Genomic DNA, 22,193 nt, shown 5'->3' with positions numbered 1-22,193 from the left:
GCCTATCAGCGCGCTCACACATGAAGGCGTCATCGTTCCCTTGGGCCGCGGTCGGCATTGCGCTCGCCACCGGCATCGCCATGGTGCTGGCAGGCGCGCATCCGGGCCTCGTCGGCGCGGTGCTGCTGGTCTGGCTCGCCACGCTCTGGCTCGTCCGGCCCGAACCCGTGGTCGAATACCGCCCGCCCGATGACGGCAGCGTCTCGCGCCAGGCGATGATCGAGCTGGTCGAACCGTTCAGCGTGCCCGTCCTCATGCTCGATGCCCAGCGCATCGCCGCCGCCAACGCCGCCGCGCGTGAGGCGCTGGGCCGGCATATCGTGGGGCAGGACGCCCGCGTCGCCCTGCGCCATCCCGAGGCGATCACCCTGCTGTCCAAGCCCGAGGGCACCGCCACGGTAAAGGGCCTCACCGGTCCCCGCTCGATCTGGCAGGTCCGCCGCGTCGCCATAGATCCGCGCTATTCGCTGATCGAGATGGTCAACCGCACGGCCGAGGCGGACATCAGCCGCGCCCACACCGATTTCGTCGCCAACGCCAGCCACGAACTGCGCACGCCGCTCGCCTCCATCATCGGCTATATCGAGACGCTGTCCGATCCCGAGGCGAAGGTGGACGACGCCACCCGCACCCGCTTCCACGCCACCGTGCTGCGTGAGGCGAAGCGCCTGCAGAGCCTGGTGGAAGACCTCATGTCGCTTTCACGCATCGAGGCGGAAAAGCACGATCCCCCGCGCGATACCATCGACCTTGGCCAGATGGCTGCCAGCATCGGCGCCGAAGTCGCCAGCACTGCCGGCGAAGACCGTATCAACACCGATATCGAGGAAGCGGTGGTGGTGGGTGACCGGCAGCAGCTCGACCAGGTGATTCGCAACCTGATCGACAACGCGATGAAGTATGCCGATCCCAAGGCCGCCGTCTCCGTCTCGGTCCACGCCCGCGATGGCGAGGCGGTGCTGCAGGTGCAGGACCGGGGCGAAGGCATCCATCCGGACCACCTGCCCTACCTCACCCGCCGCTTCTACCGCACCGATCCCGGCCGCAGCCGCACCGCCGGCGGCACTGGTCTGGGCCTCGCCATCGTAAAGCACATTGTGGAACGCCACCGCGGCAAGCTCGACATCGGCAGCAAGCTGGGCGAAGGAACCACCGTAACGATCCGGCTGGCCCTGAAAGGTCAGACGGCCACTGTCACAAACACGGATGGATTGTCATAAACCTGTCACGAAGCGGTCGCATTGGGGCGCCAGCAACGGGCAAGGAAGGTTTGACCCAATGAAGACGAATCGCTGCATCGCCGTTTCTGCTGTGGCGCTTGCCGCCCTGTCGCTCGCTTCCTGCGGTTCGCAGGGCGATGCCGGGCGTGACCAGATCCGCGCCGTGGGCTCCTCCACCGTGCTGCCCTTTGCCAAGGCGGTGGCCGAGGAATTCGCCAAGTCGAACGCCGGCATGAAGGCCCCCATCGTCGAAGGCAACGGCACCGGCGGCGGCATGAAGCTGTTCTGCGGCGGCGTCGGCGCGCAGTTCCCCGATATCGAGAACGCCTCGCGCCGCATGAAGAAGTCGGAATTCGACGACTGCCAGGCCAATGGCGTCAAGGAAATCACCGAAATCCAGGTCGGTCTCGATGGCATCGCCTTCGCTTCGGACAAGGCCGGGCCGGACTTCAGGCTGACCCCGCTGATCATCTACAAGGCGCTGGCCAAGACCCCGTTCGGCAAGCCGCAGACGGCGAAGACGTGGAAGGATGTCGATCCCTCGCTCCCGGCTGAACCGATCATGGTCTATGGCCCAGCGACCGTTTCGGGCACGCGCGATGCGCTGAAGGAGCTGCTGCTGCACAAGGGCTGCGAGACCGACGCCGCGACCAAGGCCCTGAAGGACACCGACAAGAAGAAGTTCGACGCCATCTGCGGCGATATCCGCGACGACGGTGCCTATGCCGATACCTCGGACAACTACAACCTGATCGTGCAGAAGCTGCAGGCCAATCCCAAGGCCGTGGGCATCTTCGGCTTCTCCTATCTCGATGAGAACAAGGACAAGCTGAAGGGCATGACGATCAACGGCGTCGCCCCGTCGTATGACACGATCTCCGATTTCAGCTACCCCGGCGCCCGCCCGCTGTTCATCTATGTGAAGAAGGCGCACCTGCCCGCGATCAAGGGTCTCAAGGAATATGTCGCCCAGTGGTCACAAATGTGGGGCAAGGGCGGCCCTCTGACCAAGCTTGGCATGATCGCCGCGCCGGATGACGTCCTGGGCAAGAGCGCCAAGGCGGCCAGCGAAATGCCGAACCTCGATGGGTCGGAACTGAAGTAAGGACCGCGTAACGATCGATGTCGCCGGCTATCCTCATCCTGCTCGCCTTCGGGCTGAGCCTCGCAGGCTGGCTGGCGGCACGATCGCGCGCCTGGGCCTTCAAACGGGCCAACCCGGCGCAGCGGCTCGCCTCGCTGCCCGGCTATCATGGCTGGTACGTGGCCCTGTGGGTCGCCGTGCCGGCCGTTGTCTTTGCGGTCGCCTGGTCGATCCTCAGCCCCAATCTCGTGCTGGCCAGCGTGTTGGCCGATCCCGCCGCGTCCGCCCTTCCCGCCTTCGGCTTCGAACGCCAGACCATCCTCGGCGAAGCGCGCGCCGTCGCCACGGGGAAGGCTTTCGCCGTGTTCAATCCGCTGGCGCAGCCGCTGATCGAACCCTTCCGCAACGCCCTCCATCGGTATGACATCATCGGCCTGCTCGTCACACTTGCCGTGGCGCTGGGCGGCGGCACCTTCGGCTTCCTGCGCCTGCGGCCCGATTTCAACACCCGCACCCGGGTGGAACGCTCGGTCATGGGCATCCTGCTGGTTGCCTCGCTGGTCGCGGTGCTGACCACGGCGGGAATCTTCCTGTCGCTGCTGTTTGAAACCGTGCGCTTTTTCGGCATGGTCTCGCCGGTCGATTTCCTCACCGGCACGCACTGGTCGCCCGATCCGATGGCCGCCTCGGCCGATCCGGGCAACTACGGCGCGATCCCGCTGTTCTGGGGCACGCTCTATATCGGCGCGATCATCGCCATGGTCGTCGCCATCCCGCTCGGGCTGATGAGCGCGATCTACCTCACGCAATATGCCTCCTCCTCGGTGCGCAAGGTGATGAAGCCGCTGCTGGAACTGCTCGCCGGCGTGCCCACCGTGGTCTACGGTTATTTCGCCGCGCTCACCGTGGCGCCTGCGGTGCGCGATTTCGGCCAGGCCATCGGCATTGCCAGCGCCTCCAGCGAAAGCGCGCTGGCCGCCGGCCTCGTGATGGGCGTGATGATCATCCCGTTCGTGTCCTCCATGGCTGACGATTCCATTGCCGCCGTGCCGCAGGCCATGCGTGACGGCAGCCTCGCCATGGGTGCCACCCGGTCTGAAACCATCGTCAAGGTGCTGATCCCCGCCGCCCTGCCCGGCATCGTCGCCGGCGTGATGCTGGCGGTCAGCCGCGCCATCGGTGAAACCATGATCGTGGTCATGGCCGCCGGTGCCGCCGCCAATCTCAGCGCCAATCCCTTCCAGGCGATGACCACGGTCACCTTCCAGATCGTCGCCATGCTCACTGGTGAAGGCAGCTTCGATCATCCCGCCACGCTCGGCGCCTTCGCGCTCGGCATGCTGCTGTTCCTCGTCACCCTCACCCTAAATTTCGTCGCCCTGCGCGTCGTCAAGCGGTACCGCGAAGCCTATGAGTGATCTCGCCACAGCAGACCGCAACGCCCGGATGCAGGCGCGGCTGAAGCAGCGCTATGCCGCCGAGCGCCGCTTTCGCCTGCTCGGCCTCGCCGCGGTCACGTTCTCGGCGCTGGTGCTGGCGTTCCTCATGGTCACCATGGGGGCAAAGGGCATCGCCGGGTTCCAGCGTACCGAACTGCGCCTCTCGCTCGATCTCTCGCAGGGTCAGCTTCAGGTCACGCCCGAACGCCTGGCCCAGCCCGACGCCACCGGCGCACTGCAGGGCGCTGGCCTGCCCGCGTTGATCGACGATGCGGCGGAAACCACCTTTGGCAAGGGCGGCGCCGCGCTGCTGGCCGAAGGGGCCTGGCGCGATGCGGCCGAACAGCTGGCCGCCAATCCCGGTCTCCTGAACAAGAAGATCGATCTCTCGCTGCCCGCCTCCGATGATCTCGTCGCCGCGCGCCGGGGCGATGGCGGTGATCCCGCGCTGCAGTCCAGGGCCGATGAACTCGGCCGCAAGGGCCTGCTCGTGCGCACTTTCGACAGCGGCTTCCTCTCCCGCTCGGACGCCACCAGCCCGCAGCAGGTCGGCATCTGGGGCGCGCTTAAGGGGTCGATCCTGACCATGCTGGTCACGCTCGGCCTCGCTTTCCCCATCGGCGTGCTCTCGGCGATCTACCTTGAAGAATACGCCCCGCGGAACCGCTGGACCGACCTGATCGAGATCTCGATCAACAACCTCGCCGCCGTACCCTCGATCATCTTCGGCCTGCTCGGCCTTTCGGTCTTCCTCGGCCTGTTTCCGAACCTGCGCTCGGCCCCTCTGATCGGCGGCATGACGCTGGCCCTGATGACCATGCCGGTCATCGTCATCTCGGGCCGCAACGCCATCAAGGCGGTGCCGCCGTCGATCCGCGATGCCGCGCTCGGCATCGGCGCCAGCCGCGTCCAGGTGGTGTTCCACCACGTGCTGCCCTTGGCCCTGCCCGGCATCCTCACCGGCACCATCATCGGCATGGCCCGCGCGCTGGGTGAAACCGCGCCGCTGTTGATGATCGGCATGCGCGCCTTCGTCGCCACCCCGCCCGGTGATTTCACCGCGCCGTCCAGCGTGCTGCCGGTGCAGATCTTCCTGTGGTCGGATCAGGTCAACCGTGGTTTCATCGAACGCACCAGCGCGGCCATTGTCGTGCTGCTGGTGTTCCTCCTGCTGATGAACGGCCTCGCCATCTACCTTCGCAACCGCTTCGAGAAACGGTGGTAAAATGAACGCCCCCCTGAACGCCGCCGCCGAAAACGTGTTTCCCGAACCTGTCGCGGAAGCCAAGATCAGCGCGCGCAACGTCTCCGTCTATTATGGAGCGAAGCAGGCGATCGATTCTGTTTCGATCGACATTCCGAAGAACTATGTCACCGCCTTCATCGGCCCTTCGGGCTGCGGCAAGTCCACGTTCCTGCGCACCATCAACCGCATGAACGATACCATCGCCGGTGCCCGCGTGGATGGCGAGATCCTGCTGGATGGCGAGGATATCTACCGCTCCGGCATGGACGTGGTGCAGCTGCGCGCGCGGGTGGGCATGGTCTTCCAGAAGCCCAACCCCTTCCCCAAGACGATCTATGAAAACATCGCCTATGGCCCGCGCATCCACGGGCTGACCACCAGCAAGAGCGAACTGGACGGCATCGTCGAATCCTCGCTGCAGCGCGCCGGCCTGTGGGATGAAGTGAAGGATCGCCTGACCGACAGCGGCACCGCGCTGTCCGGTGGCCAGCAGCAGCGCCTGTGCATCGCCCGCGCCATCGCGGTCGATCCCGAAGTGATCCTGATGGACGAGCCCTGCTCGGCGCTCGATCCCATCGCCACCGCGCGTATCGAGGAACTGATCGACGAACTGCGGGGCAAGTTCGCCATCGTCATCGTCACGCACTCGATGCAGCAGGCCGCGCGCGTCTCGCAGCGCACCGCGTTCTTCCACCTCGGAAAGATCGTGGAATACGGCACGACTTCCGATATCTTCACAAATCCGCGGCAAGAACGGACGAAGGACTACATCACCGGGCGCTACGGGTAAGGAACAGCATGGTGGCCGAACATACCGTCAAGGCATTCGACGAAGACATCACGCGCCTGCGCGGCCTCGTGGCGGAAATGGGCGGCCTCGCCGAACTTTCCATTGCAGAGGCGATGGACGCACTCGTCCAGGGCAACGAGGATCTCGCTGCCGGCGTGATCGCGCGCGACAAGCGGATCGACCAGCTGGAAGGCGAAGTCGACAAGCTCGCCGTCCGCGTCCTCGCCCTGCGCGCGCCCATGGCGGATGACCTGCGCGAGGTGATCGTTGCGCTCAAGATCGCCGGCGTTGTCGAACGCATCGGCGATTATGCCAAGAACATCGCCAAGCGCGTCGGCCATATCGAAGGGCGCAAGCGGTTCGAACCACTCACCCTCCTGCCGGCGATGAACGAACTGGCGGGCGAAATGGTCCACGATGTGCTCACCGCCTATGCCGCGCGTGATCCGGTCGCCGCCACAGAAGTGATCCAGCGCGATGCCAAGGTCGATGCCTTCTATGACAGCATCTTCCGCAACTTCGTGTCCTACATGGTTGAGAATCCTGCAACTATCAGCTCCGTCGCGCAGCTGATGTTCGTGGCCCGCAACATCGAACGGATCGGCGATCACGCTACCAATATCGCGGAAATGGTCCACTTCGCCGCCACCGGCAACTACCTGCCGGACCGTGGGGATGTGCCCGCACCTGCAGTCTAGGGCTTCGTCACACGGCGGTAACAATTTCCGTGTCTTGGCAATGTGACTGTCACGGAGGAAATTGTGTCGGCACCCAAGTTGCTTCTCGTCGAAGATGATACCGCACTGGCCGAACTCGTCGAGTATCGCTTCCGTGGCGAAGGCTACGATGTGCGGACCACCGACGATGGCGACGAGGCGCTGCTTCTGGCTGCCGAGGATACGCCCGATCTCGTCCTGCTCGATTGGATGATCGGCGGCACCAGCGGCATCGAAGTCTGCCGCCGCCTGCGCCGCAACAAGTCCACCGCCCACGTCCCCATCATCATGCTCACCGCCCGGCATGACGAGGACGACCGCGTTCGCGGCCTCGAGACCGGGGCCGACGACTACGTGACCAAGCCCTTCTCCCCGCGCGAGCTGATCGCCCGCGTCGGCGCCGTGCTGCGCCGCGTGCGCCCGGCCCTGGCGGGGGAGACGATCACCGTGGGCGATCTCTCGCTTGATCCCACCGCCCACCGCGTCGCGCGGCGCGGACAGGCGATCAAGATCGGGCCGACCGAGTTCCGCCTGCTCCGCCACTTCATGGAACACCCCGGCCGCGTCTTCTCGCGCGGGCAGTTGCTCGATGCGGTGTGGGGCAGCGGCAGCGACATCGAACTGCGCACGGTGGACGTCCACATCCGCCGTCTGCGCCAGGCCATTGCCCTGCCGGGCGCGCCCGATCCGGTGCGCACGGTGCGCTCGGCCGGCTATGCGCTTGAAGGCGTCTAGACGGCCTCTCAGCCCGTCTCAGTCGCTCTCAGCCCCCTCTCAGTCCATCTCAGCTTACGTCAATTCGGCTTCGCGCCGGCTGCCGATTCCATCCATCGGCTCACGTCGAGATCGTCAATCGTGATCCAGTGGTTTATGTAATTGGCGTAGTAAGCACCGAAAAGGATTGCGGAAAGTATCGTCGCGCGCAGTGCGATCCGCTTGGGATTCCAGTTCCCCGGCGCGCTGTGCACCTGCCCCGGTACTTTCTCCAGCCCCAGCTCCTCATGGGTCTTCACCCCGAAAGGAAGGACGAGGAAGGCGGAGAGGACCCAGAACAGCGACCAGATGGCGAGGATGGAAGTCCAGCGCATCGCATTGATTTCCTTACGATTCCCGCAGCATCACCTGGACCACGGGTTTCTTGCCCGACCACCGCTGCGCGCACCGCCTTACCGCCAGCCGCACGCATTCGGCAATGGCCACCCGGTCCTTCTTGCGATCGCCCTTAAGGGTACGCACCGCCTCGGCCGCATCTTCTTGAGCTTCCACGATAAACGAGCCCATGTCCTCGTCCAGCGGCAGGCCGATTGAGGCGACCTCGACATGGCTCGCCAGCTTGCCATCGCGCCCCACGGCCAGCGCCACGGTGACGAGGCCGTTGTTCGCCAACCGCCGCCGCGCGCCCATCGCCTCGCCATCAGCGGGGCCGATGATGTCACCATCCAGCACCAGGCGCCCGGCGCGGACTTCGCTGATCTTGTGCGGCCCGTTGGGTGTCAGGCGGATCAGGTCGCCGTTTTTCTGCACGATCGTGCGCTTGATCCCCTCGGCCTTGCCCAGCTTGGCCTGCTCGCTCATGTGGCGCAGCTCGCCGTGCACCGGCACGAGGATTTCCGGCCTGATCCAGTCATATAGCGCAACAAGTTCAGGCCGGCCCGGATGTCCGGACACGTGGATCATCGACTGACGGTCGGTGACGATCTCCACGCCCTTGGCCGTCAGCGCATTCTGAACGCGGCCGATGGCGATCTCGTTGCCCGGAATCTGGCGGCTGGAAAACAGCACCACATCGCCCCGGTCCAGCTTGATCGGATGCTGGTCAGACGCGATGCGCGCCAGCGCCGCGCGTGGCTCCCCTTGCCCGCCCGTGGCGAGGATCATCACCTCGCCCCGCGGCAGGTCCATCGCCTGGTCCATCGAAATGGGATCGGGGAAATCCTGAAGATAACCAGAGGCTTGCGCCACGGAGATGATACGGTCCAGCGACCGCCCGGCCACGCAGAGCCGCCGCCCGGTTGCCTCGGCCACTTCTGCCAGGGTCTGCAACCGCGCCACATTGGAAGCGAAGGTGGTCACCACCACGCGCCGCCCGGCCAGCGCCTCCACCGTCTCAAGCAGCCCGGCCCGCACCGCGCCTTCGCTGCCTGAGGCTTTCGGATTGAAAACGTTGGTGGAATCGCAGACCAGAGCCAGCACGCCCTCGTCGCCGATGGCGGTCAGTTCTTCCTCGGTGGCGGGCTTGCCGATGCGCGGTTCGTCATCCAGCTTCCAGTCGCCGGTGTGGAACACGCGACCATAGGGCGTGTCGATCAGCAGCGCGTTGCCTTCGGCGATCGAGTGCGCCAGCGGGATATAGCGCAGGCCGAACGGGCCGAGGTGGAAGCTGCCCTCGTTGGGGATCACGTTCAGCTCGACGCTGTCCTCGATCCCCGCCTCGACCAGCTTCTCGTGGATCAGTCGCGCGGTGAACGGTGTGGCATAGAGCGGCACGCCAAGGTCCTGCGCGAAATAGGGCACCGCGCCGATATGGTCCTCGTGCGCATGGGTCAGCACCACGCCCACGAGATCCTCAAGCCGCTCCTCGATGAAATCGAGATCGGCAAAGACCAGATCGACACCCGGATACCACGGATCGGCGAAGGTCATGCCCAGATCGACCATCAGCCACTTGCCGTCACACCCATAGAGGTTGACGTTCATCCCGATCTCGCCCGAACCACCGAGCGCACAAAACAGCAGTTCCTTACCGGGCTTCACGTCTGTTCCTGTTCCTTATGCCTGGCTCGCCCGCGCCCGTTCGCCCAGCAGGGCAAGGCCATCGAGCGTCAGGTCCGTATCCACGTGATCGAAAATATCGGTGTGTTCGCCGAACAGCACCGCCAGGCCACCTGTCGCGATCACCAGCGCAGGCCGTCCGATCTCTGACCGCATCCGCGCGATCAGTCCTTCCATCATCGCCACATAGCCCCAGAACACGCCGATGTGCATCTGGTCTTCGGTGTTGCGGCCGATCACGCTTTTCGTCCGCGTGGGCGCTTCAATGGCGATGCGCGGCAGCTTTGCAGCGGCATTGACCAACGCATCGAGCGACAGGTTGATCCCCGGCGCAATGATCCCGCCCTTGTAGGCGCCCATGAAGTCCACATGATCGAACGTGGTGGCCGTGCCGAAATCCACGACGATCAGGTCACCGGGATAGCGCGCGTGGGCGGCAATGGCGTTCACCGCGCGGTCCGCCCCCAGCGAGCGCGGTTCGTCCACGTCGGCCTCGAAGCCCCATTCCACCGGCGGCTGGCCAGCCACGAGGGCATCGCGCTTGAAGTATTTCTGCGAAAGTACCTGCAGGTTGTGCAGCGCGCGCGGCACCACGGTGGAGATCAGGATCTGATCGACCTCGTGCGGCTCCACGTCCTCCAGCCGGAAGAGCTGGAACAGCCAGACCGCGTATTCGTCCGCCGTGCGGCGCGGATCGGTGGCGATGCGCCAGCGGCCCTTGATCGTGCGCCCATCGAAGAGCGCGAATACCACATTGGTGTTACCCACATCGACAGCGAGGAGCATCATCCACCTACCAGATCGAGATCACCCGCGTGGATGGCACGCATCGACCCATCGGCCAAGCGCAGAAGCGCAACGCCATTGTCGTCGATGCCCGCGAATGCCCCGCTGACGGTGCCATGCGACGGATCCTTGACCGAAACCTGCGTGCCCACCGGATGCGCCCGCAACAGCCATTCCTGCCGCAAAGCGGGCCATTCCCCGCAATGCCACCGCGTGAGCACCGCCTGCCAGTGCGCGGCAAGGCGTTCGGCAAAGACATCGCGCGCAGTGCCATGGCCGAGCCGGGCCAGCGAAACCGTGGCGCGATCAGGCACATCGGGCGCGAACGACAGGTTCACACCGATCCCGACCACAACCGCATCGGCATGGCGTTCCAGCAGGATGCCCGCCAGCTTCGCCCCGGACACCAGCAGGTCATTCGGCCATTTCAGCAGGCAATCGGTCAGGCCCGGCGCACATTCCTGCACCACGCCGTGGACCGCCAGCCCGGCGACCAGGGCCAGCGACTGCGGCAGGGGATCGGTCGCGCGCAACTGCGCCACGGTTGATCCCATGAAGTTGCCGTAGCCATCGCTCCACACGCGCCCGGCACGGCCGCGACCGGCAGTCTGCCGGTCTGCAACCAGCCACGCGCCCTCGTCGATCACTTCACCCCGGCCAAGCCGCGCCAGCAGCGCGGCGTTGGTGGAATCGATCTCTGCGACGGTTTCGATCAAGCGTGGAACAGCGCGCTGGCGGCGTTGCCGGCCAGAAGGTGCAGCCAATTGGTCAGCAGGTAACCCAGCGGCGAAAGGAAGATCGACGCGGCGACCAGCAGCACGGTGTGCGCCAGATCGTTGCGGCCGTGCACCTTGTCCGCCGCATCATCGAAGTACATCACCTTCACCACCTTCAGATAGTAGAAGGCGCCGATCACCGAGGCGGCGATACCGATGGCGGCGAGCGCCACGAGGTTGGCCTGCACCGCGGCCTGGAACACCACGAACTTGCCCCAGAAGCCGAACAGTGGCGGAATGCCGGCCAGGCTGAACATCACCGCGGCCAGCGCAACGGCAAGGCCGGGACGCGTCTTCGACAGCCCCGAAAGGTCGGCAATGCTTTCCACCGGGCGATCATCGGCATCGCGCAGCATCAGGATGGCAACGAAGCCGGCGATCGACATCACCACGTAGATCGCGAGGTAGACCAGCATCGCCGAGACACCCGCCTGCGTGCCACAGGCAAGGCCGATCAGCATGAAGCCGACGTTGTTGATCGACGAATAGGCCATCAGGCGCTTGATGTTGTCCTGACCGATCGCGCCGAGCGCGCCGATCACGATCGACAGCAGCGCGGCGAAGATCACGATCTGCTGCCACGCACCGGGCTGCGACCCGAAGGCTTCGATGCTGACGCGCATCAGCAGGCCCAGCGCTGCCACCTTGGGCGCGGTGGCGAAGAACGTCGTCACTGGCGTGGGCGCGCCTTCATAGACGTCGGGCGTCCACATGTGGAACGGCGCGGCGCTGATCTTGAAGGCAAGGCCGGCGAGCACGAAGACGAGGCCGAACGTGGCGCCGGTGGACATCACACCCGCACCCAGCGCGGCGCGGATGCCGGCGAAATCGGTGTGGCCGCTGAAGCCATAGGTCAGGCTGATGCCATAGAGCAGGATGCCCGAGGCGAGCGAGCCGAGCACGAAGTACTTGAGGCCCGCTTCGGCCGAACGGTCATCGGTGCGCAGGAACGCCGCGAGCACATAGGCGGCGAGGCTGTTCAGTTCGAGCCCGATGTAGAGCGCCAGCAGGTCTCCGGCCGAAACCATGATGCCCATGCCCAGCGCCGCGAACAGCACCAGCAGCGGGAATTCCGCGCGCATGGCGTTGAAGCGATCGAGGAACGCCGGGGCGACGATCAGCGTAACCGCCGCGCCGAGATAGATCAGGATCTTGCCGAAGGCAGAGAAGGCATCGGCCTTGTACTGCGCGCCGAAGGCATAGGTATCGGGACCGGCAGCAGCGCCGGCCAGCGCCGGCACGGCCAGCGCGGCACAGGCGACCAGCACCGCGACCGAGGCGATAGAGATCAGGCGCGCGGCCTTGTCGCCACTCCAGGCGGCGACCAACAGCAGGATCAGGCCCGAAACGCTGATCAGCTCTTCGGCGAGTGTCAGCTGGAGCGAATGAAGCAGGTCCATCAGTGGGCCTCCCCTTCATGCGCCATTTCGGCATGCGAACCTTCGGCAGCAGGCTTCACGGCTGCGATCTTCACGTCGGAATCCCCCTTGGGGCTGGCGGGGGCAAGGCGAGCCTCCAGCGCCGCGATATCCTTGCGCATCGGCGCCAGGAACGTTTCAGGATAGACGCCCATCCACAGCACCACGATGGCGAGCGGGACCATCATCGCCCATTCGCGCCCATCAAGATCGGGCATGGCAGCGGCATCTTCGTTCTTCTGCACCCCGAACACCACGCGGCGATAGAGGTAGAGCATATAGGCCGCGCCAAGGATGATGCCGGTGGTGCAGACCAGCGCCACCCAGCTCGACATCTGGTACACGCCCATCAGCGACAGGAATTCACCCACGAAGCCGCTGGTGCCCGGCAGGCCGATGGAGGCCATGGTGAACAGCAGGAAGAACAGCGCGTAATACGGCATGTTGATGGCGAGGCCGCCGTAGCGATCGATTTCGCGGGTGTGCAGGCGATCGTAGATCACGCCCACCGCGAGGAACAGCGCGCCGGCGACAAGGCCGTGGCTGAGCATGATCAGCATCGAGCCTTCGAGACCCTGCTGGTTGAAGGCGAAGAGGCCGATGGTCACGATGGCCATGTGCGCCACCGAGGAATAGGCGATCAGCTTCTTGATATCGTGCTGCACCAGCGCGATCAGCGAGGTGATCACCACCGCCGCCATCGACAGGCCCCAGACCAGCGGTGCGAACTGCGCCGAGGCTTCCGGGAACATCGGCAGCGAGAAGCGGATGAAGCCGTAGCCACCCATCTTCAGCAGCACGCCCGCCAGGATCACCGAACCGGCGGTGGGCGCCTGCACGTGTGCATCGGGCAGCCAGGTGTGGACCGGCCACATCGGCATCTTCACCGCGAAGCTGGCGAAGAAGGCCAGCCACAGCCACGTCTGCGCGTGAACCGGGAAGTTGTACTGCATCAGCGTGGGAATGTCGGTCGTGCCAGCAGCATTGGCCATCCAGAACATCGCGATCAGCATCAGCACAGAGCCGAACAGCGTGTAGAGGAAGAACTTGTAGCTGGCGTATATGCGGTCAGCCCCGCCCCAGATGCCGATGATCAGGTACATCGGGATCAGGCCGGCTTCGAACATGATGTAGAACAGGAACAGGTCCTGCGCCGCAAACACGCCGATCATCAGCGTTTCCATCAGCAGGAACGCCGCGTAATATTCACCCGCGCGCTTTTCGATCGAGTTCCAGCTGGCGCCGATGCAGATCGGCATCAGGAACACGGTCAGCGCAATCAGCAGCAGCGCGATGCCATCGATGCCCAGCTTCCATTCGAATCCGGCAAACAGCGCGGCGCGTTCGGTGAACTGCCACTGCGCGCCGCCGATGTCGAACTTGGCCCACAGCATGGCGCCGAGCACGGCGTCGATCAGCGTGGCGACCAGCGCGATCATGCGGGCCTGTTCGCGCCCGGCCTTGAGGACGGCCACCGCGCCGACCAGCGGCACCAGCAGCATGAGGCTCAGGATAGGAAAACCGCTCATCGTGCAATCACCCAGCTGATCGCGCCGACAAGGCCGACGAGCATGACCAGCGCATAGCTGTAGAGATATCCGGACTGGAGCTTGACCGCGGCCTTGCTCCCCTTCTGCACCACCCAGGCGGCGCCGTTAGGGCCGAAGCGGTCGATGATGCCCTGATCACCCACCTTCCAGAAGATCCGGCCCAGCGCCATGGCGGGGCGGACGAAGATGAAGTGATAGAGCTCGTCGAAGTACCACTTGTTGAGCAGGAAACGGTAGAGGAAGCCGAACTGGTCAACGAACGCCGCGGGGAAGCGCGTGTTTTTGATATAGCCGTACCAGGCGATCAGCAGGCCCGTGGCCATGACCACGAACGGAGCCCACTTCACCCAATGCGGCGCTTCGTGCATTGCGTGGATCAGGTGTTCGTTGAACACCAGCGCGCCCTTCCAGAACTCGCCCGTGCCTTCCGACACGAAGGCGTGCTGGAACACGAAGCCCGCCGCCACCGCGCCGACCGACAGGATGCCGAGCGGGGCGAGCATGTTGGCCGGGCTTTCATGCGGGTGATAGCCGGCGGTGCCATCGGAATGCGCGTGATCGTGATGATCGTGGGCGTGGTCATGGGCATGATCGTCGTGCCCGTGGCCATGCGCATCATGAACGGCGTGCTGGATGTGCTCGCTCTGCTCCCACCGCGGCTTGCCGAAGAAGGTGAGGAACACCAGACGCCACGAATAGAAGCTGGTCAGCAGCGCGGCGAAGATGCCCATGAAGAAGGCGAAGTGCGAAAGCTCGGTGCCCTTCGCATAGGCCGCTTCGAGGATCGCGTCCTTCGAATGGAAGCCGGCAAAGCCGCCCACGTCGACGATGCCGACGCCGGTGATCGCCAGCGTGCCCGCCATCATCGCCCAATAGGTGAGCGGGATGTGCTTACGCAGGCCGCCATAGTACCGCATGTCCTGTTCATGGTGCATCGCGTGGATCACGCTGCCCGCGCCCAGGAACAGCAGCGCCTTGAAGAACGCGTGCGTGAACAGGTGGAACATCGCCGCGCCATAGGCGCCGACACCCGCGGCAAAGAACATGTAGCCCAGCTGCGAACAGGTGGAATAGGCGATCACGCGCTTGATGTCGGTCTGCGTGGTGCCCACCGTCGCCGCGAAGAAGCAGGTCGCCGCGCCGATGAAGGTGACGAACGAGAGCGCCGTCGGGCTGGTTTCGAACAGCGGGGAAAGGCGGCAGACCATGAACACGCCCGCGGTCACCATCGTGGCCGCGTGGATCAGCGCCGAAACCGGGGTCGGGCCCTCCATCGCGTCGGGTAGCCAGGTGTGCAGGCCGAGCTGGGCCGACTTGCCCATCGCGCCGATGAACAGCAGGATGCACAGCACCGTGGCGGTATCGAAGCGGTGGCCAAGGAACCCGATGGTCGAACCGTTCAGCACGGCCGGGGCGTTCTGCAGGATCGCCGGGATCGACACGGTGCCGAACACCAGGAACACGCCGAAGATGCCCATCATGAAGCCAAGGTCACCCACCCGGTTGACCACAAAGGCCTTCATCGCGGCGGCGTTGGCGCTGGGCTTGCGGAACCAGAAGCCGATCAGCAGGTACGAGGCAAGGCCCACCCCTTCCCAGCCGAAGAACATCTGGACGAGGTTGTCGGCCGTCACCAGCATCAGCATGGCGAAGGTGAACAGCGAGAGGTACGCGAAGAAGCGCGGCTGGTCCGGCTCCTCGCTCATGTAGCCCCACGAGTACAGGTGGACGAGCGCCGAGACGCTGGTGATGACCACCAGCATGACCGCCGTCAACGTATCCACGCGCAGCGCCCATGCGAAGTCGAGATTGCCCGACTTCACCCAGTGCAGCACCGGCACCACGGCGGCTTCGGCGCTGCCGTTCAGGAACGACAGGAAGATCGGCCACGACAGCGCGCACGACACGAACAGCGCCCCGGTGGTGACGATCTTGGCGGGCACGAGGCCCAGCTTCTTGTTGCCGAGGCCGGCGACGATCGCTGCCAGCAGCGGCAGGAAAACGATGATCAGGATGGAAGACATCGGTTCAGCCCTTCATCCGGTTGACGTCGTCAACGGCAATGGTGCCGCGGCCGCGGAAGTAGATGACAAGGATGGCAAGCCCGATCGCCGCCTCGCCCGCCGCCACGGTCAGCACGAACATGGCGAAGACCTGACCCACGAGATCGTGGAGGAAGGCACTGAACGCGACGAGGTTGAGGTTCACCGACAGCAGGATCAGTTCGATCGCCATCAGGATGATGATCACGTTCTTGCGGTTGAGAAAGATGCCGAGCACGCCGAGCACGAACAGGATCGAGCTGACGACGACGTAGTGTTCGATGCCGATCATCAGAGCGAGACCCCCTTGCCCACTTCCGGCTGCACGTTGATTGTGGCCTCTTCCGGCCGGCGCGCCACCTGCTTCGAAACGTTCTGGCCGCGCACCCCGCCACGCTGGCGGTGGGTCAGCACGATCGCGCCGATCATCGCCACCAGCAGGATGATGCCCGCCGCTTCGAACAGGAACAGGTACTTGCTGTAGAGCAGCGCACCGATGGCCTGCGTGTTGGTGAGGCCCGCGGCCGGCGCCGCCGTGCCCGATGCATGGCTCAGCTGCAGCGAACCGGCGCTGCGCACCACGATGCCGACGAACAGTTCCACGAACAGCACCGCCGCCAGCAGCATGCCCAGCGGGAAGTTCTTGATGAAGCCTGCCCGCAGTTCGGCAAAGTCGATGTCCAGCATCATGACCACGAACAGGAACAGCACCGCGACCGCGCCGACATAGACGATGACCAGCAGCATCGCGATGAATTCAGCCCCGGCAAGGACCATCAGGCCCGCCGCGTTGAAGAACGCGAGGATCAGCCAGAGCACCGAGTGCACCGGGTTGCGCGCAAGGATGGTGACCGCCCCGGAGAACAGCATCATGCCGGCGAAGAGGTAAAAGGCGAAAGCCTGGATCATGCCACTTTGTCCATTTGGGCGGGCCCCTTACCGATACGCCGCATCGGCTTCAAGGTTGGCAGCGATGGCGCGCTCCCACTTGTCCCCGTTGGCGAGAAGCTTGGCCTTGTCATAGAGCAGTTCCTCGCGCGTTTCGGCGGCGAATTCGAAGTTCGGCCCTTCGACGATGGCGTCCACCGGGCAGGCTTCCTGGCAGAAGCCGCAGTAGATGCACTTGGTCATGTCGATGTCGTAGCGCGTGGTGCGGCGGCTGCCGTCCTCGCGCGGTTCGGCCTCGATCGTGATCGCCTGCGCCGGACACACCGCCTCGCACAGCTTGCACGCGATGCAGCGCTCCTCGCCGTTAGGATAACGGCGCAGCGCATGTTCGCCGCGGAAACGCGGGGACAGCGGGTTCTTCTCGAACGGGTAGTTGATCGTCGCCTTGGGCTTGAAGAAATACTTCAAGGTCAGCCAGTGCGCCTTCACGAACTCCCACAGGGTGAAGCTCTTGATGAGTTGAGCGGCGGTCATTTCATTTCCTGCATCGTCGGTCCAAGGCCGCGAAAGTTTTCCAGCGCCTCATCCGGTTTGCCGAGGAGGCAATTGCCTGAGTACATATGATCAGCATTGCGCTTCTTGCCACTCTTGTCCGAAGCTACAAGAAAAGCATCCAAGACCATACTATCGGGAGAAGACCTCTCATAGCGCTTCAACTGCAATGCGCCAAACGTAACGAACTGTTCGGAATTCAAGAAAGTGAACGAGGTGAAGGAACTTTCGTTCAACGCCCTGCCAAGGACTTTCGGTTGACCATAGATAAAGAGGTTATTCGGATCAAAGATCTTCAAGGAGCCATCAACTGAATCAAGACTCTCCCATTTCGCGTCAGGATGGAGCCTAAATATGAACGCCACGGTAAGGCGAGGTCCTTCCCTGCGAAAATCTTCAGACGCGATGGTCTTCTGCAGCCCACAAAGAATGAATTGCTTAGGGAAAGCCTTATCCTCGGTCGGAGTTGTTGCCCCACCCAGAAGAAAGACCAAAGCAGGAAGAGCTAATCTAGCTGCTTTCATACGGCGTACCTCGTCAGCATCAGCCAACCGCTTACGAGGAAGACGAACAGCAGCGAGACGGGGAGGAAGATCTTCCAGCCCAGGCGCATCAGCTGGTCATAGCGATAGCGCGGGACGGTGGCCTTCACCCAGCTGAAGATGAAGAAGAAGAACAGGATCTTCAGCAGCAGCCACACGATGCCGGGCACCAGGTAAAGCACCGGAATGTCCAGCGGGGGCAGCCAGCCACCCCAGAACAGCGTGGCGTTGAGCGCGCACATCAGCAGCACGTTGGCGTATTCGCCCAGCCAGTAGAGCGCGAAGGCCATCGACGAATATTCGGTTTGGTAGCCGGCGACGAGTTCGGATTCCGCCTCGGTCAGGTCAAACGGCGCGCGCGCCGTTTCGGCCATGCCGGAGATCAGGAACATCACCCACATCGGGAACAGCAGCGGGTTGGCCACGAAGCCGTTGATTTTCCACCCAAGGACCGGGACATCCGCCAGGGCGGGAATTGCATACGCGAGCGAAATCGCCCCCTTCTGCGCCTTCACGATGTCGTTCAGGTTGAACGTACCCGCCCACAGCACCACGCAGATCAGGATGAAGCCGATCGAGACTTCATAGGAGATCATCTGCGCCGAGGCGCGCATGGCCGAGAAGAACGGGTACTTCGAGTTGGACGACCAGCCCGCGATCACCACCCCGTAAACCCCCAGCGACGAGATCGCGAGGACATAGAGCAGGCCGACGTTGATATCGGCCAGCACCGCGCCCGAATTGAACGGGATCACCGCCCAGGCCATCAGCGCAACGGTGAAGGTGATGATCGGCGCGATCAGGAACAGACCCTTGTTCGCGGCGGCCGGAATGATGGTTTCCTGCAGGAACACCTTCAGGCCATCCGCGAAGGACTGCAGCAGGCCCAGCGGCCCCACCACGTTCGGCCCCTTGCGCAGCGCCATCGCCGCCCAGATCTTGCGGTCGGCATAGATGATCATCGCCACGCCAAGCATCAGCGGGAACGCGATCAGCAGGATCCCGCAGATGGTCGAAATCGTCCAAGCCAGTTCGTAGCTAAGGCCGAGGCCCTGGAAAAACGCGGTCATTCCGCAGCCTCCGCAAAGCTTTCCCCATGCACCAGTTCGGCCGAGCAACGCTGCAGCGTGACGCTGGCCCGCGCGATGGCGTTGGTGAGGTAGCGATCCTTGATCGGGTAACCCGCAATCGCGCCCTCGGCCTTTGCGCCCGCAGGAGCAGCCGGGAGCGCGCCATAGTCGGCCAGCCCTTCGCTGCCCAGCGCGGGCACTTCGGCCACCATCGCGGCGCGCAGCTGTTCGAAGCTGTCAAAGCCGACCGACACGCCCAGCGCATCGGCCATGGCGCGCAGGATCGTCCAGTCCTGCCGCGCATCGCCCGGCGGGAACACCGCAGCCTCGGCGTACTGCACCCGACCTTCGGTGTTGACGTAAGTGCCGTCCTTTTCGCTGAAAGCGGCGGCGGGCAGGATCACGTCGGCGGCGTGGGCCGCCTTGTCACCATGGTGGCCGATGTGGACGATCATGCTGTCGGCGAACTTCGTGAAATCCACCTCGTCCGCACCCAGCGAGATCACCATCTTCGGCTTGGCGGCGGCCAGGTCGGCAATGCCGCCCTTCTGCGCATAGCCGAGCATCAGCCCGCCCATGCGGCTCGCCGCCATGTGGACGACGTTGAAGCCGTTCCAGCCCTCACGCACCAGGTTGAAGCGTTCGGACAGCGCCAGCGCCGCCTCGCGCCCGCCCTTGGCAAGGCCGGCGCCGCCGACGATGACGGCCGGCTTCTTCGCCGCTTCGAACACCTGCGCCACTTCGGCGGGCAGGTCGTTCGCCACGGCGATGTCTTCGCCCAGGAACGTGGCGGGATAGGTCGGGTCCCATTCGGCGCCGACGATGAACACCTTCGCGCCCTTCTTCACCGCCTTGCGCAGGCGGGTGTTGAGCAGGGGGGCTTCGTCACGCACCATCGAACCGATGATCAGGATCGCATCCGCATCCTCGATCCCGGCCAGCGTGGAATTGAAGTTCACTGCGGCGAGGTTCGAACAGTCATAGGCCAGCCCGGTCTGGCGGCCTTCGAGCAGCGTGGAACCGAGCGCACCGGCCAGCTTCCTGGCCGCAAACATCGTCTCGCAATCGACCAGGTCGCCCGCGATCACCGCCACCGACGGACCGGGGTTGATCTTCGCCACGGCGTCGAACGCCTCGGCCCAGGTTGCGGCGACGAGCTTGCCGTCACGGCGCAGCCACGGCTTGTCGAGGCGACGGCGGGTCAGCCCGTCGACCATGTAGCGGCCCCGGTCGGACAGCCATTCCTCGTTCACGTCATCGTTCACGCGCGGCAGGATGCGCAGCACTTCGCGGCCGCGGCTGTCGAGCCGGATGTTGGAGCCGATGGCGTCGGACACGTCGATCGACAGCGTCTTCTTCAGCTCCCACGGGCGCGCTTCGAAGGCATAGGGCCGGCTGGTCAGCGCGCCGACCGGGCAGAGGTCGATCACATTGGCCGAAAGCTCGTGCTTCGCCGCCTGTTCCAAATAGGTGCTGATCTGCATGTTCTCGCCGCGATAGAGCGCGCCGATCTCGTCCACGCCGGCGATCTCTTCACTGAAGCGCACGCAGCGGGTGCAGTGGATGCAGCGGGTCATGATCGTCTTGATCAGCGGGCCCATGTACTTCTCGGTCACCGCGCGCTTGTGCTCGTGATAGCGCGATGCGCCACGGCCATAGGCGACGGACTGGTCCTGCAGGTCGCACTCGCCGCCCTGGTCGCAGATCGGGCAATCGAGCGGGTGGTTGATGAGCAGGAACTCCATCACCCCTTCGCGCGCCTTCTTGACCATTTCGGAATCCGTGCGGATTTCCTGGCCCTCGCTGGCGGGCAGCGCGCACGAAGCCTGCGGCTTGGGCGGTCCGGGCTTCACTTCGACCAGGCACATGCGGCAATTGCCGGCGATGCTCAGCCGTTCGTGATAGCAGAAGCGGGGGATTTCCTTGCCGGCAAGCTCGCAGGCCTGCAGCACTGTGGCGCCTGCAGGGACTTCGAGTTCGACGCCGTCTACTTTGAGCTTAGGCATTATTCAGCAGCCTCCCGGACGTCACCCGCGCGTACGGCGATGCGGCGTTCGATTTCGGGGCGGAAGTGGCGGATCAGGCCCTGGATCGGCCAAGCGGCCGCATCGCCCAGCGCGCAGATGGTGTGCCCTTCAACCTGCTTGGTCACTTCCTGCAGCATGTCGATCTCGGCGAGGTCGGCATCGCCGGTGCGCAGGCGTTCCATCACGCGCCACATCCAGCCCGTACCTTCACGGCACGGCGTGCACTGGCCGCAGCTTTCGTGCTTGTAGAAGTAGGACAGGCGGCTGATCGCGCGGACGATATCGGTGGACTTGTCCATCACGATCACGGCGGCGGTGCCAAGGCCGGAGCCGAGCGCGCGCAGGCCGTCGAAGTCCATCGGCGCGTCCCAGATCTGCTCGGCCGGCACCAGCGGCACCGACGAACCACCGGGGATCACCGCCAGCAGGTTGTCCTTGCCGCCACGGATTCCGCCGCAGTGCTTCTCGATCAGCTCGCTGAACGGGATGCTCATTTCTTCCTCGACCACGCAGGGGCGGTTCACGTGCCCGCTGATCTGGAAGAGCTTGGTGCCCTTGTTGTTGTCACGCCCGAAGCTGGAGAACCACGCCGCGCCACGGCGCAGGATGGTGGGGGCAACGGCGATCGATTCCACGTTGTTCACCGTGGTCGGGCAGCCATAAAGACCCGCACCGGCCGGAAACGGCGGCTTCAGGCGGGGCTGGCCCTTCTTGCCCTCAAGGCTTTCGATCATCGCGGTCTCTTCGCCGCAGATATAGGCGCCCGCGCCGCGATGGACGAAGACGTCGAAATCGTAGCCCGATCCGCAGGCGTTCTTGCCCAGCAGGCCGGCGTCATAGGCCTCGCGCACGGCGGCGAACAGCGTCTCGGCCTCGCGGATGTATTCGCCGCGGATGTAGATGTAGGCCGCGCGGGCGCGCATGGCATAGCCGGCGACCAGCGCGCCCTCGATCAGCTTGTGCGGATCGTGGCGGATGATCTCGCGGTCCTTGCACGAACCGGGCTCGGATTCGTCGGCGTTGATCACGAGGAAGCTCGGACGGCCGTCCTTGCTTTCCTTGGGCATGAAGGACCACTTCATGCCGGTGGGGAAGCCCGCACCGCCGCGACCGCGCAGGCCGCTCGCCTTGATTTCCTCGATGATCGCGTCCTGGCCGCGCGCCAGCAGGTCCCTGGTGTTGTCCCAGTCCCCGCGCGCCTGCGCCGCCTTCAGGTTCCACGGCTGGAAGCCATAGACGTTGGTGAAGATGCGGTCCTTGTCAGCGAGAGCCATC

The 22,193-nt window shown here is 64.5% G+C and carries 21 protein-coding genes; 7 read left to right on the top strand and 14 right to left on the bottom strand.

The annotated features are described in order from the left end of the window. Window positions 1–20: 20 nt before the first annotated feature. From POM99_RS00315 to phoB, 7 genes are all read left to right on the top strand, one after another. A complete protein-coding gene (locus POM99_RS00315; RefSeq protein WP_277274739.1) occupies window positions 21–1,220 on the top strand; it encodes a sensor histidine kinase in 1,200 nt (399 codons plus the stop codon). Between the two features lie 58 nt (window positions 1,221–1,278). Beyond that, on the top strand, window positions 1,279–2,325 hold the full coding sequence (locus POM99_RS00310) for a substrate-binding domain-containing protein (protein WP_277274738.1): 1,047 nt from the start codon (window positions 1,279–1,281) through the stop codon (window positions 2,323–2,325). A 17-nt stretch (window positions 2,326–2,342) separates the two neighbouring features. Next, window positions 2,343–3,722, top strand: a complete 1,380-nt coding sequence (gene pstC / locus POM99_RS00305; RefSeq protein WP_277274737.1) for a phosphate ABC transporter permease subunit PstC — start codon at window positions 2,343–2,345, stop codon at window positions 3,720–3,722. Then, window positions 3,715–4,968: a phosphate ABC transporter permease PstA gene (pstA, locus tag POM99_RS00300; RefSeq protein WP_277274736.1), complete on the top strand. Its 1,254-nt coding sequence runs from the start codon at window positions 3,715–3,717 to the stop codon at window positions 4,966–4,968. Before pstC ends, pstA begins: the two co-directional genes overlap by 8 nt. Before the next feature lies 1 nt (window position 4,969). Then, entirely contained in the window at window positions 4,970–5,779 is an 810-nt protein-coding gene (pstB, locus tag POM99_RS00295) for a phosphate ABC transporter ATP-binding protein PstB (RefSeq protein WP_277274735.1), read from the top strand. Between the two features lie 8 nt (window positions 5,780–5,787). Further along, on the top strand, window positions 5,788–6,477 hold the full coding sequence (gene phoU, locus POM99_RS00290; RefSeq protein ID WP_277274733.1) for a phosphate signaling complex protein PhoU: 690 nt from the start codon (window positions 5,788–5,790) through the stop codon (window positions 6,475–6,477). Window positions 6,478–6,540: 63 nt separating this feature from the next. Next, complete coding sequence (gene phoB, locus POM99_RS00285; RefSeq protein WP_277274732.1) at window positions 6,541–7,230, top strand: phosphate regulon transcriptional regulator PhoB; 690 nt, start codon at window positions 6,541–6,543, stop codon at window positions 7,228–7,230. 59 nt (window positions 7,231–7,289) lie between these two features. Here the strand turns inward: phoB and POM99_RS00280 are convergent, their stop codons facing one another. From POM99_RS00280 to nuoF, 14 genes are read right to left on the bottom strand one after another with little or no spacing between them, the layout of a single operon-like run. Beyond that, window positions 7,290–7,583 carry a DUF1467 family protein gene (locus POM99_RS00280; RefSeq protein ID WP_277274731.1) on the bottom strand — a complete coding sequence of 98 codons (294 nt, stop codon included), beginning with the start codon at window positions 7,581–7,583 and terminating at the stop codon, window positions 7,290–7,292. Window positions 7,584–7,596: 13 nt separating this feature from the next. Continuing rightward, window positions 7,597–9,249 (bottom strand): ribonuclease J, encoded by a 1,653-nt coding sequence (locus POM99_RS00275; protein ID WP_277274730.1) that lies wholly within the window; start codon window positions 9,247–9,249, stop codon window positions 7,597–7,599. A 15-nt stretch (window positions 9,250–9,264) separates the two neighbouring features. Continuing rightward, entirely contained in the window at window positions 9,265–10,053 is a 789-nt protein-coding gene (locus POM99_RS00270; protein WP_277275063.1) for a type III pantothenate kinase, read from the bottom strand. Then, entirely contained in the window at window positions 10,053–10,769 is a 717-nt protein-coding gene (locus tag POM99_RS00265) for a biotin--[acetyl-CoA-carboxylase] ligase (RefSeq protein WP_277274729.1), read from the bottom strand. Before POM99_RS00265 ends, POM99_RS00270 begins: the two co-directional genes overlap by 1 nt. Beyond that, window positions 10,766–12,229, bottom strand: coding sequence for an NADH-quinone oxidoreductase subunit NuoN (gene nuoN, locus POM99_RS00260; RefSeq protein ID WP_277274728.1), 1,464 nt, complete (start codon window positions 12,227–12,229; stop codon window positions 10,766–10,768). The genes POM99_RS00265 and nuoN overlap by 4 nt, the downstream gene beginning before the upstream one ends. Then, window positions 12,229–13,776: an NADH-quinone oxidoreductase subunit M gene (locus tag POM99_RS00255; protein WP_277274727.1), complete on the bottom strand. Its 1,548-nt coding sequence runs from the start codon at window positions 13,774–13,776 to the stop codon at window positions 12,229–12,231. Before POM99_RS00255 ends, nuoN begins: the two co-directional genes overlap by 1 nt. Beyond that, on the bottom strand, window positions 13,773–15,821 hold the full coding sequence (nuoL, locus tag POM99_RS00250) for an NADH-quinone oxidoreductase subunit L (RefSeq protein WP_277274726.1): 2,049 nt from the start codon (window positions 15,819–15,821) through the stop codon (window positions 13,773–13,775). The genes POM99_RS00255 and nuoL overlap by 4 nt, the downstream gene beginning before the upstream one ends. Before the next feature lie 4 nt (window positions 15,822–15,825). After that, window positions 15,826–16,131: an NADH-quinone oxidoreductase subunit NuoK gene (nuoK, locus tag POM99_RS00245; protein ID WP_277274725.1), complete on the bottom strand. Its 306-nt coding sequence runs from the start codon at window positions 16,129–16,131 to the stop codon at window positions 15,826–15,828. Next, complete coding sequence (locus tag POM99_RS00240; protein ID WP_277274724.1) at window positions 16,131–16,748, bottom strand: NADH-quinone oxidoreductase subunit J; 618 nt, start codon at window positions 16,746–16,748, stop codon at window positions 16,131–16,133. The genes nuoK and POM99_RS00240 overlap by 1 nt, the downstream gene beginning before the upstream one ends. 27 nt (window positions 16,749–16,775) lie before the next feature. Continuing rightward, the gene (gene nuoI / locus POM99_RS00235; RefSeq protein WP_277274723.1) at window positions 16,776–17,261 is read right to left on the bottom strand and encodes an NADH-quinone oxidoreductase subunit NuoI; all 486 of its coding nucleotides are present in this window, start codon (window positions 17,259–17,261) and stop codon (window positions 16,776–16,778) included. Then, window positions 17,258–17,830, bottom strand: coding sequence for a hypothetical protein (locus POM99_RS00230; protein WP_277274722.1), 573 nt, complete (start codon window positions 17,828–17,830; stop codon window positions 17,258–17,260). The genes nuoI and POM99_RS00230 overlap by 4 nt, the downstream gene beginning before the upstream one ends. Next, window positions 17,800–18,891, bottom strand: coding sequence for an NADH-quinone oxidoreductase subunit NuoH (gene nuoH, locus POM99_RS00225; protein ID WP_277274721.1), 1,092 nt, complete (start codon window positions 18,889–18,891; stop codon window positions 17,800–17,802). Before nuoH ends, POM99_RS00230 begins: the two co-directional genes overlap by 31 nt. Then, entirely contained in the window at window positions 18,888–20,897 is a 2,010-nt protein-coding gene (gene nuoG, locus POM99_RS00220) for an NADH-quinone oxidoreductase subunit NuoG (RefSeq protein ID WP_277274720.1), read from the bottom strand. Before nuoG ends, nuoH begins: the two co-directional genes overlap by 4 nt. Then, the gene (nuoF, locus tag POM99_RS00215; protein WP_277274719.1) at window positions 20,897–22,192 is read right to left on the bottom strand and encodes an NADH-quinone oxidoreductase subunit NuoF; all 1,296 of its coding nucleotides are present in this window, start codon (window positions 22,190–22,192) and stop codon (window positions 20,897–20,899) included. Before nuoF ends, nuoG begins: the two co-directional genes overlap by 1 nt. Window position 22,193 lies beyond the last annotated feature (1 nt).

This window comes from Novosphingobium cyanobacteriorum, from assembly GCF_029436685.1.
GTDB classification, from domain to species: Bacteria; Pseudomonadota; Alphaproteobacteria; order Sphingomonadales; family Sphingomonadaceae; genus Novosphingobium; species Novosphingobium cyanobacteriorum.
Note: the sequence above shows the minus strand (reverse complement) of the source record. Positions and strands in the feature narration are given on the sequence as shown.

Bases quoted from the DNA above. Each gene is read 5' to 3' on its own strand.
- POM99_RS00315 (WP_277274739.1), top strand. From the start codon at position 21: ATGAAGGCGTCATCGTTCCCTTGGGCCGCGGTCGGCATTGCGCTCGCC.
- nuoN (WP_277274728.1), bottom strand. From the start codon at position 12,229: ATGGACCTGCTTCATTCGCTCCAGCTGACACTCGCCGAAGAGCTGATC.
- POM99_RS00310 (WP_277274738.1), top strand. From the start codon at position 1,279: ATGAAGACGAATCGCTGCATCGCCGTTTCTGCTGTGGCGCTTGCCGCC.
- pstA (WP_277274736.1), top strand. From the start codon at position 3,715: ATGAGTGATCTCGCCACAGCAGACCGCAACGCCCGGATGCAGGCGCGG.
- POM99_RS00280 (WP_277274731.1), bottom strand. From the start codon at position 7,583: ATGCGCTGGACTTCCATCCTCGCCATCTGGTCGCTGTTCTGGGTCCTC.
- pstB (WP_277274735.1), top strand. From the start codon at position 4,970: ATGAACGCCCCCCTGAACGCCGCCGCCGAAAACGTGTTTCCCGAACCT.
- nuoF (WP_277274719.1), bottom strand. From the start codon at position 22,192: ATGGCTCTCGCTGACAAGGACCGCATCTTCACCAACGTCTATGGCTTC.
- nuoI (WP_277274723.1), bottom strand. From the start codon at position 17,261: ATGACCGCCGCTCAACTCATCAAGAGCTTCACCCTGTGGGAGTTCGTG.
- nuoL (WP_277274726.1), bottom strand. From the start codon at position 15,821: ATGTCTTCCATCCTGATCATCGTTTTCCTGCCGCTGCTGGCAGCGATC.
- pstC (WP_277274737.1), top strand. From the start codon at position 2,343: ATGTCGCCGGCTATCCTCATCCTGCTCGCCTTCGGGCTGAGCCTCGCA.
- nuoK (WP_277274725.1), bottom strand. From the start codon at position 16,131: ATGATCGGCATCGAACACTACGTCGTCGTCAGCTCGATCCTGTTCGTG.
- POM99_RS00255 (WP_277274727.1), bottom strand. From the start codon at position 13,776: ATGAGCGGTTTTCCTATCCTGAGCCTCATGCTGCTGGTGCCGCTGGTC.
- phoU (WP_277274733.1), top strand. From the start codon at position 5,788: ATGGTGGCCGAACATACCGTCAAGGCATTCGACGAAGACATCACGCGC.
- nuoH (WP_277274721.1), bottom strand. From the start codon at position 18,891: ATGACCGCGTTTTTCCAGGGCCTCGGCCTTAGCTACGAACTGGCTTGG.
- POM99_RS00240 (WP_277274724.1), bottom strand. From the start codon at position 16,748: ATGATCCAGGCTTTCGCCTTTTACCTCTTCGCCGGCATGATGCTGTTC.
- POM99_RS00270 (WP_277275063.1), bottom strand. From the start codon at position 10,053: ATGCTCCTCGCTGTCGATGTGGGTAACACCAATGTGGTATTCGCGCTC.
- nuoG (WP_277274720.1), bottom strand. From the start codon at position 20,897: ATGCCTAAGCTCAAAGTAGACGGCGTCGAACTCGAAGTCCCTGCAGGC.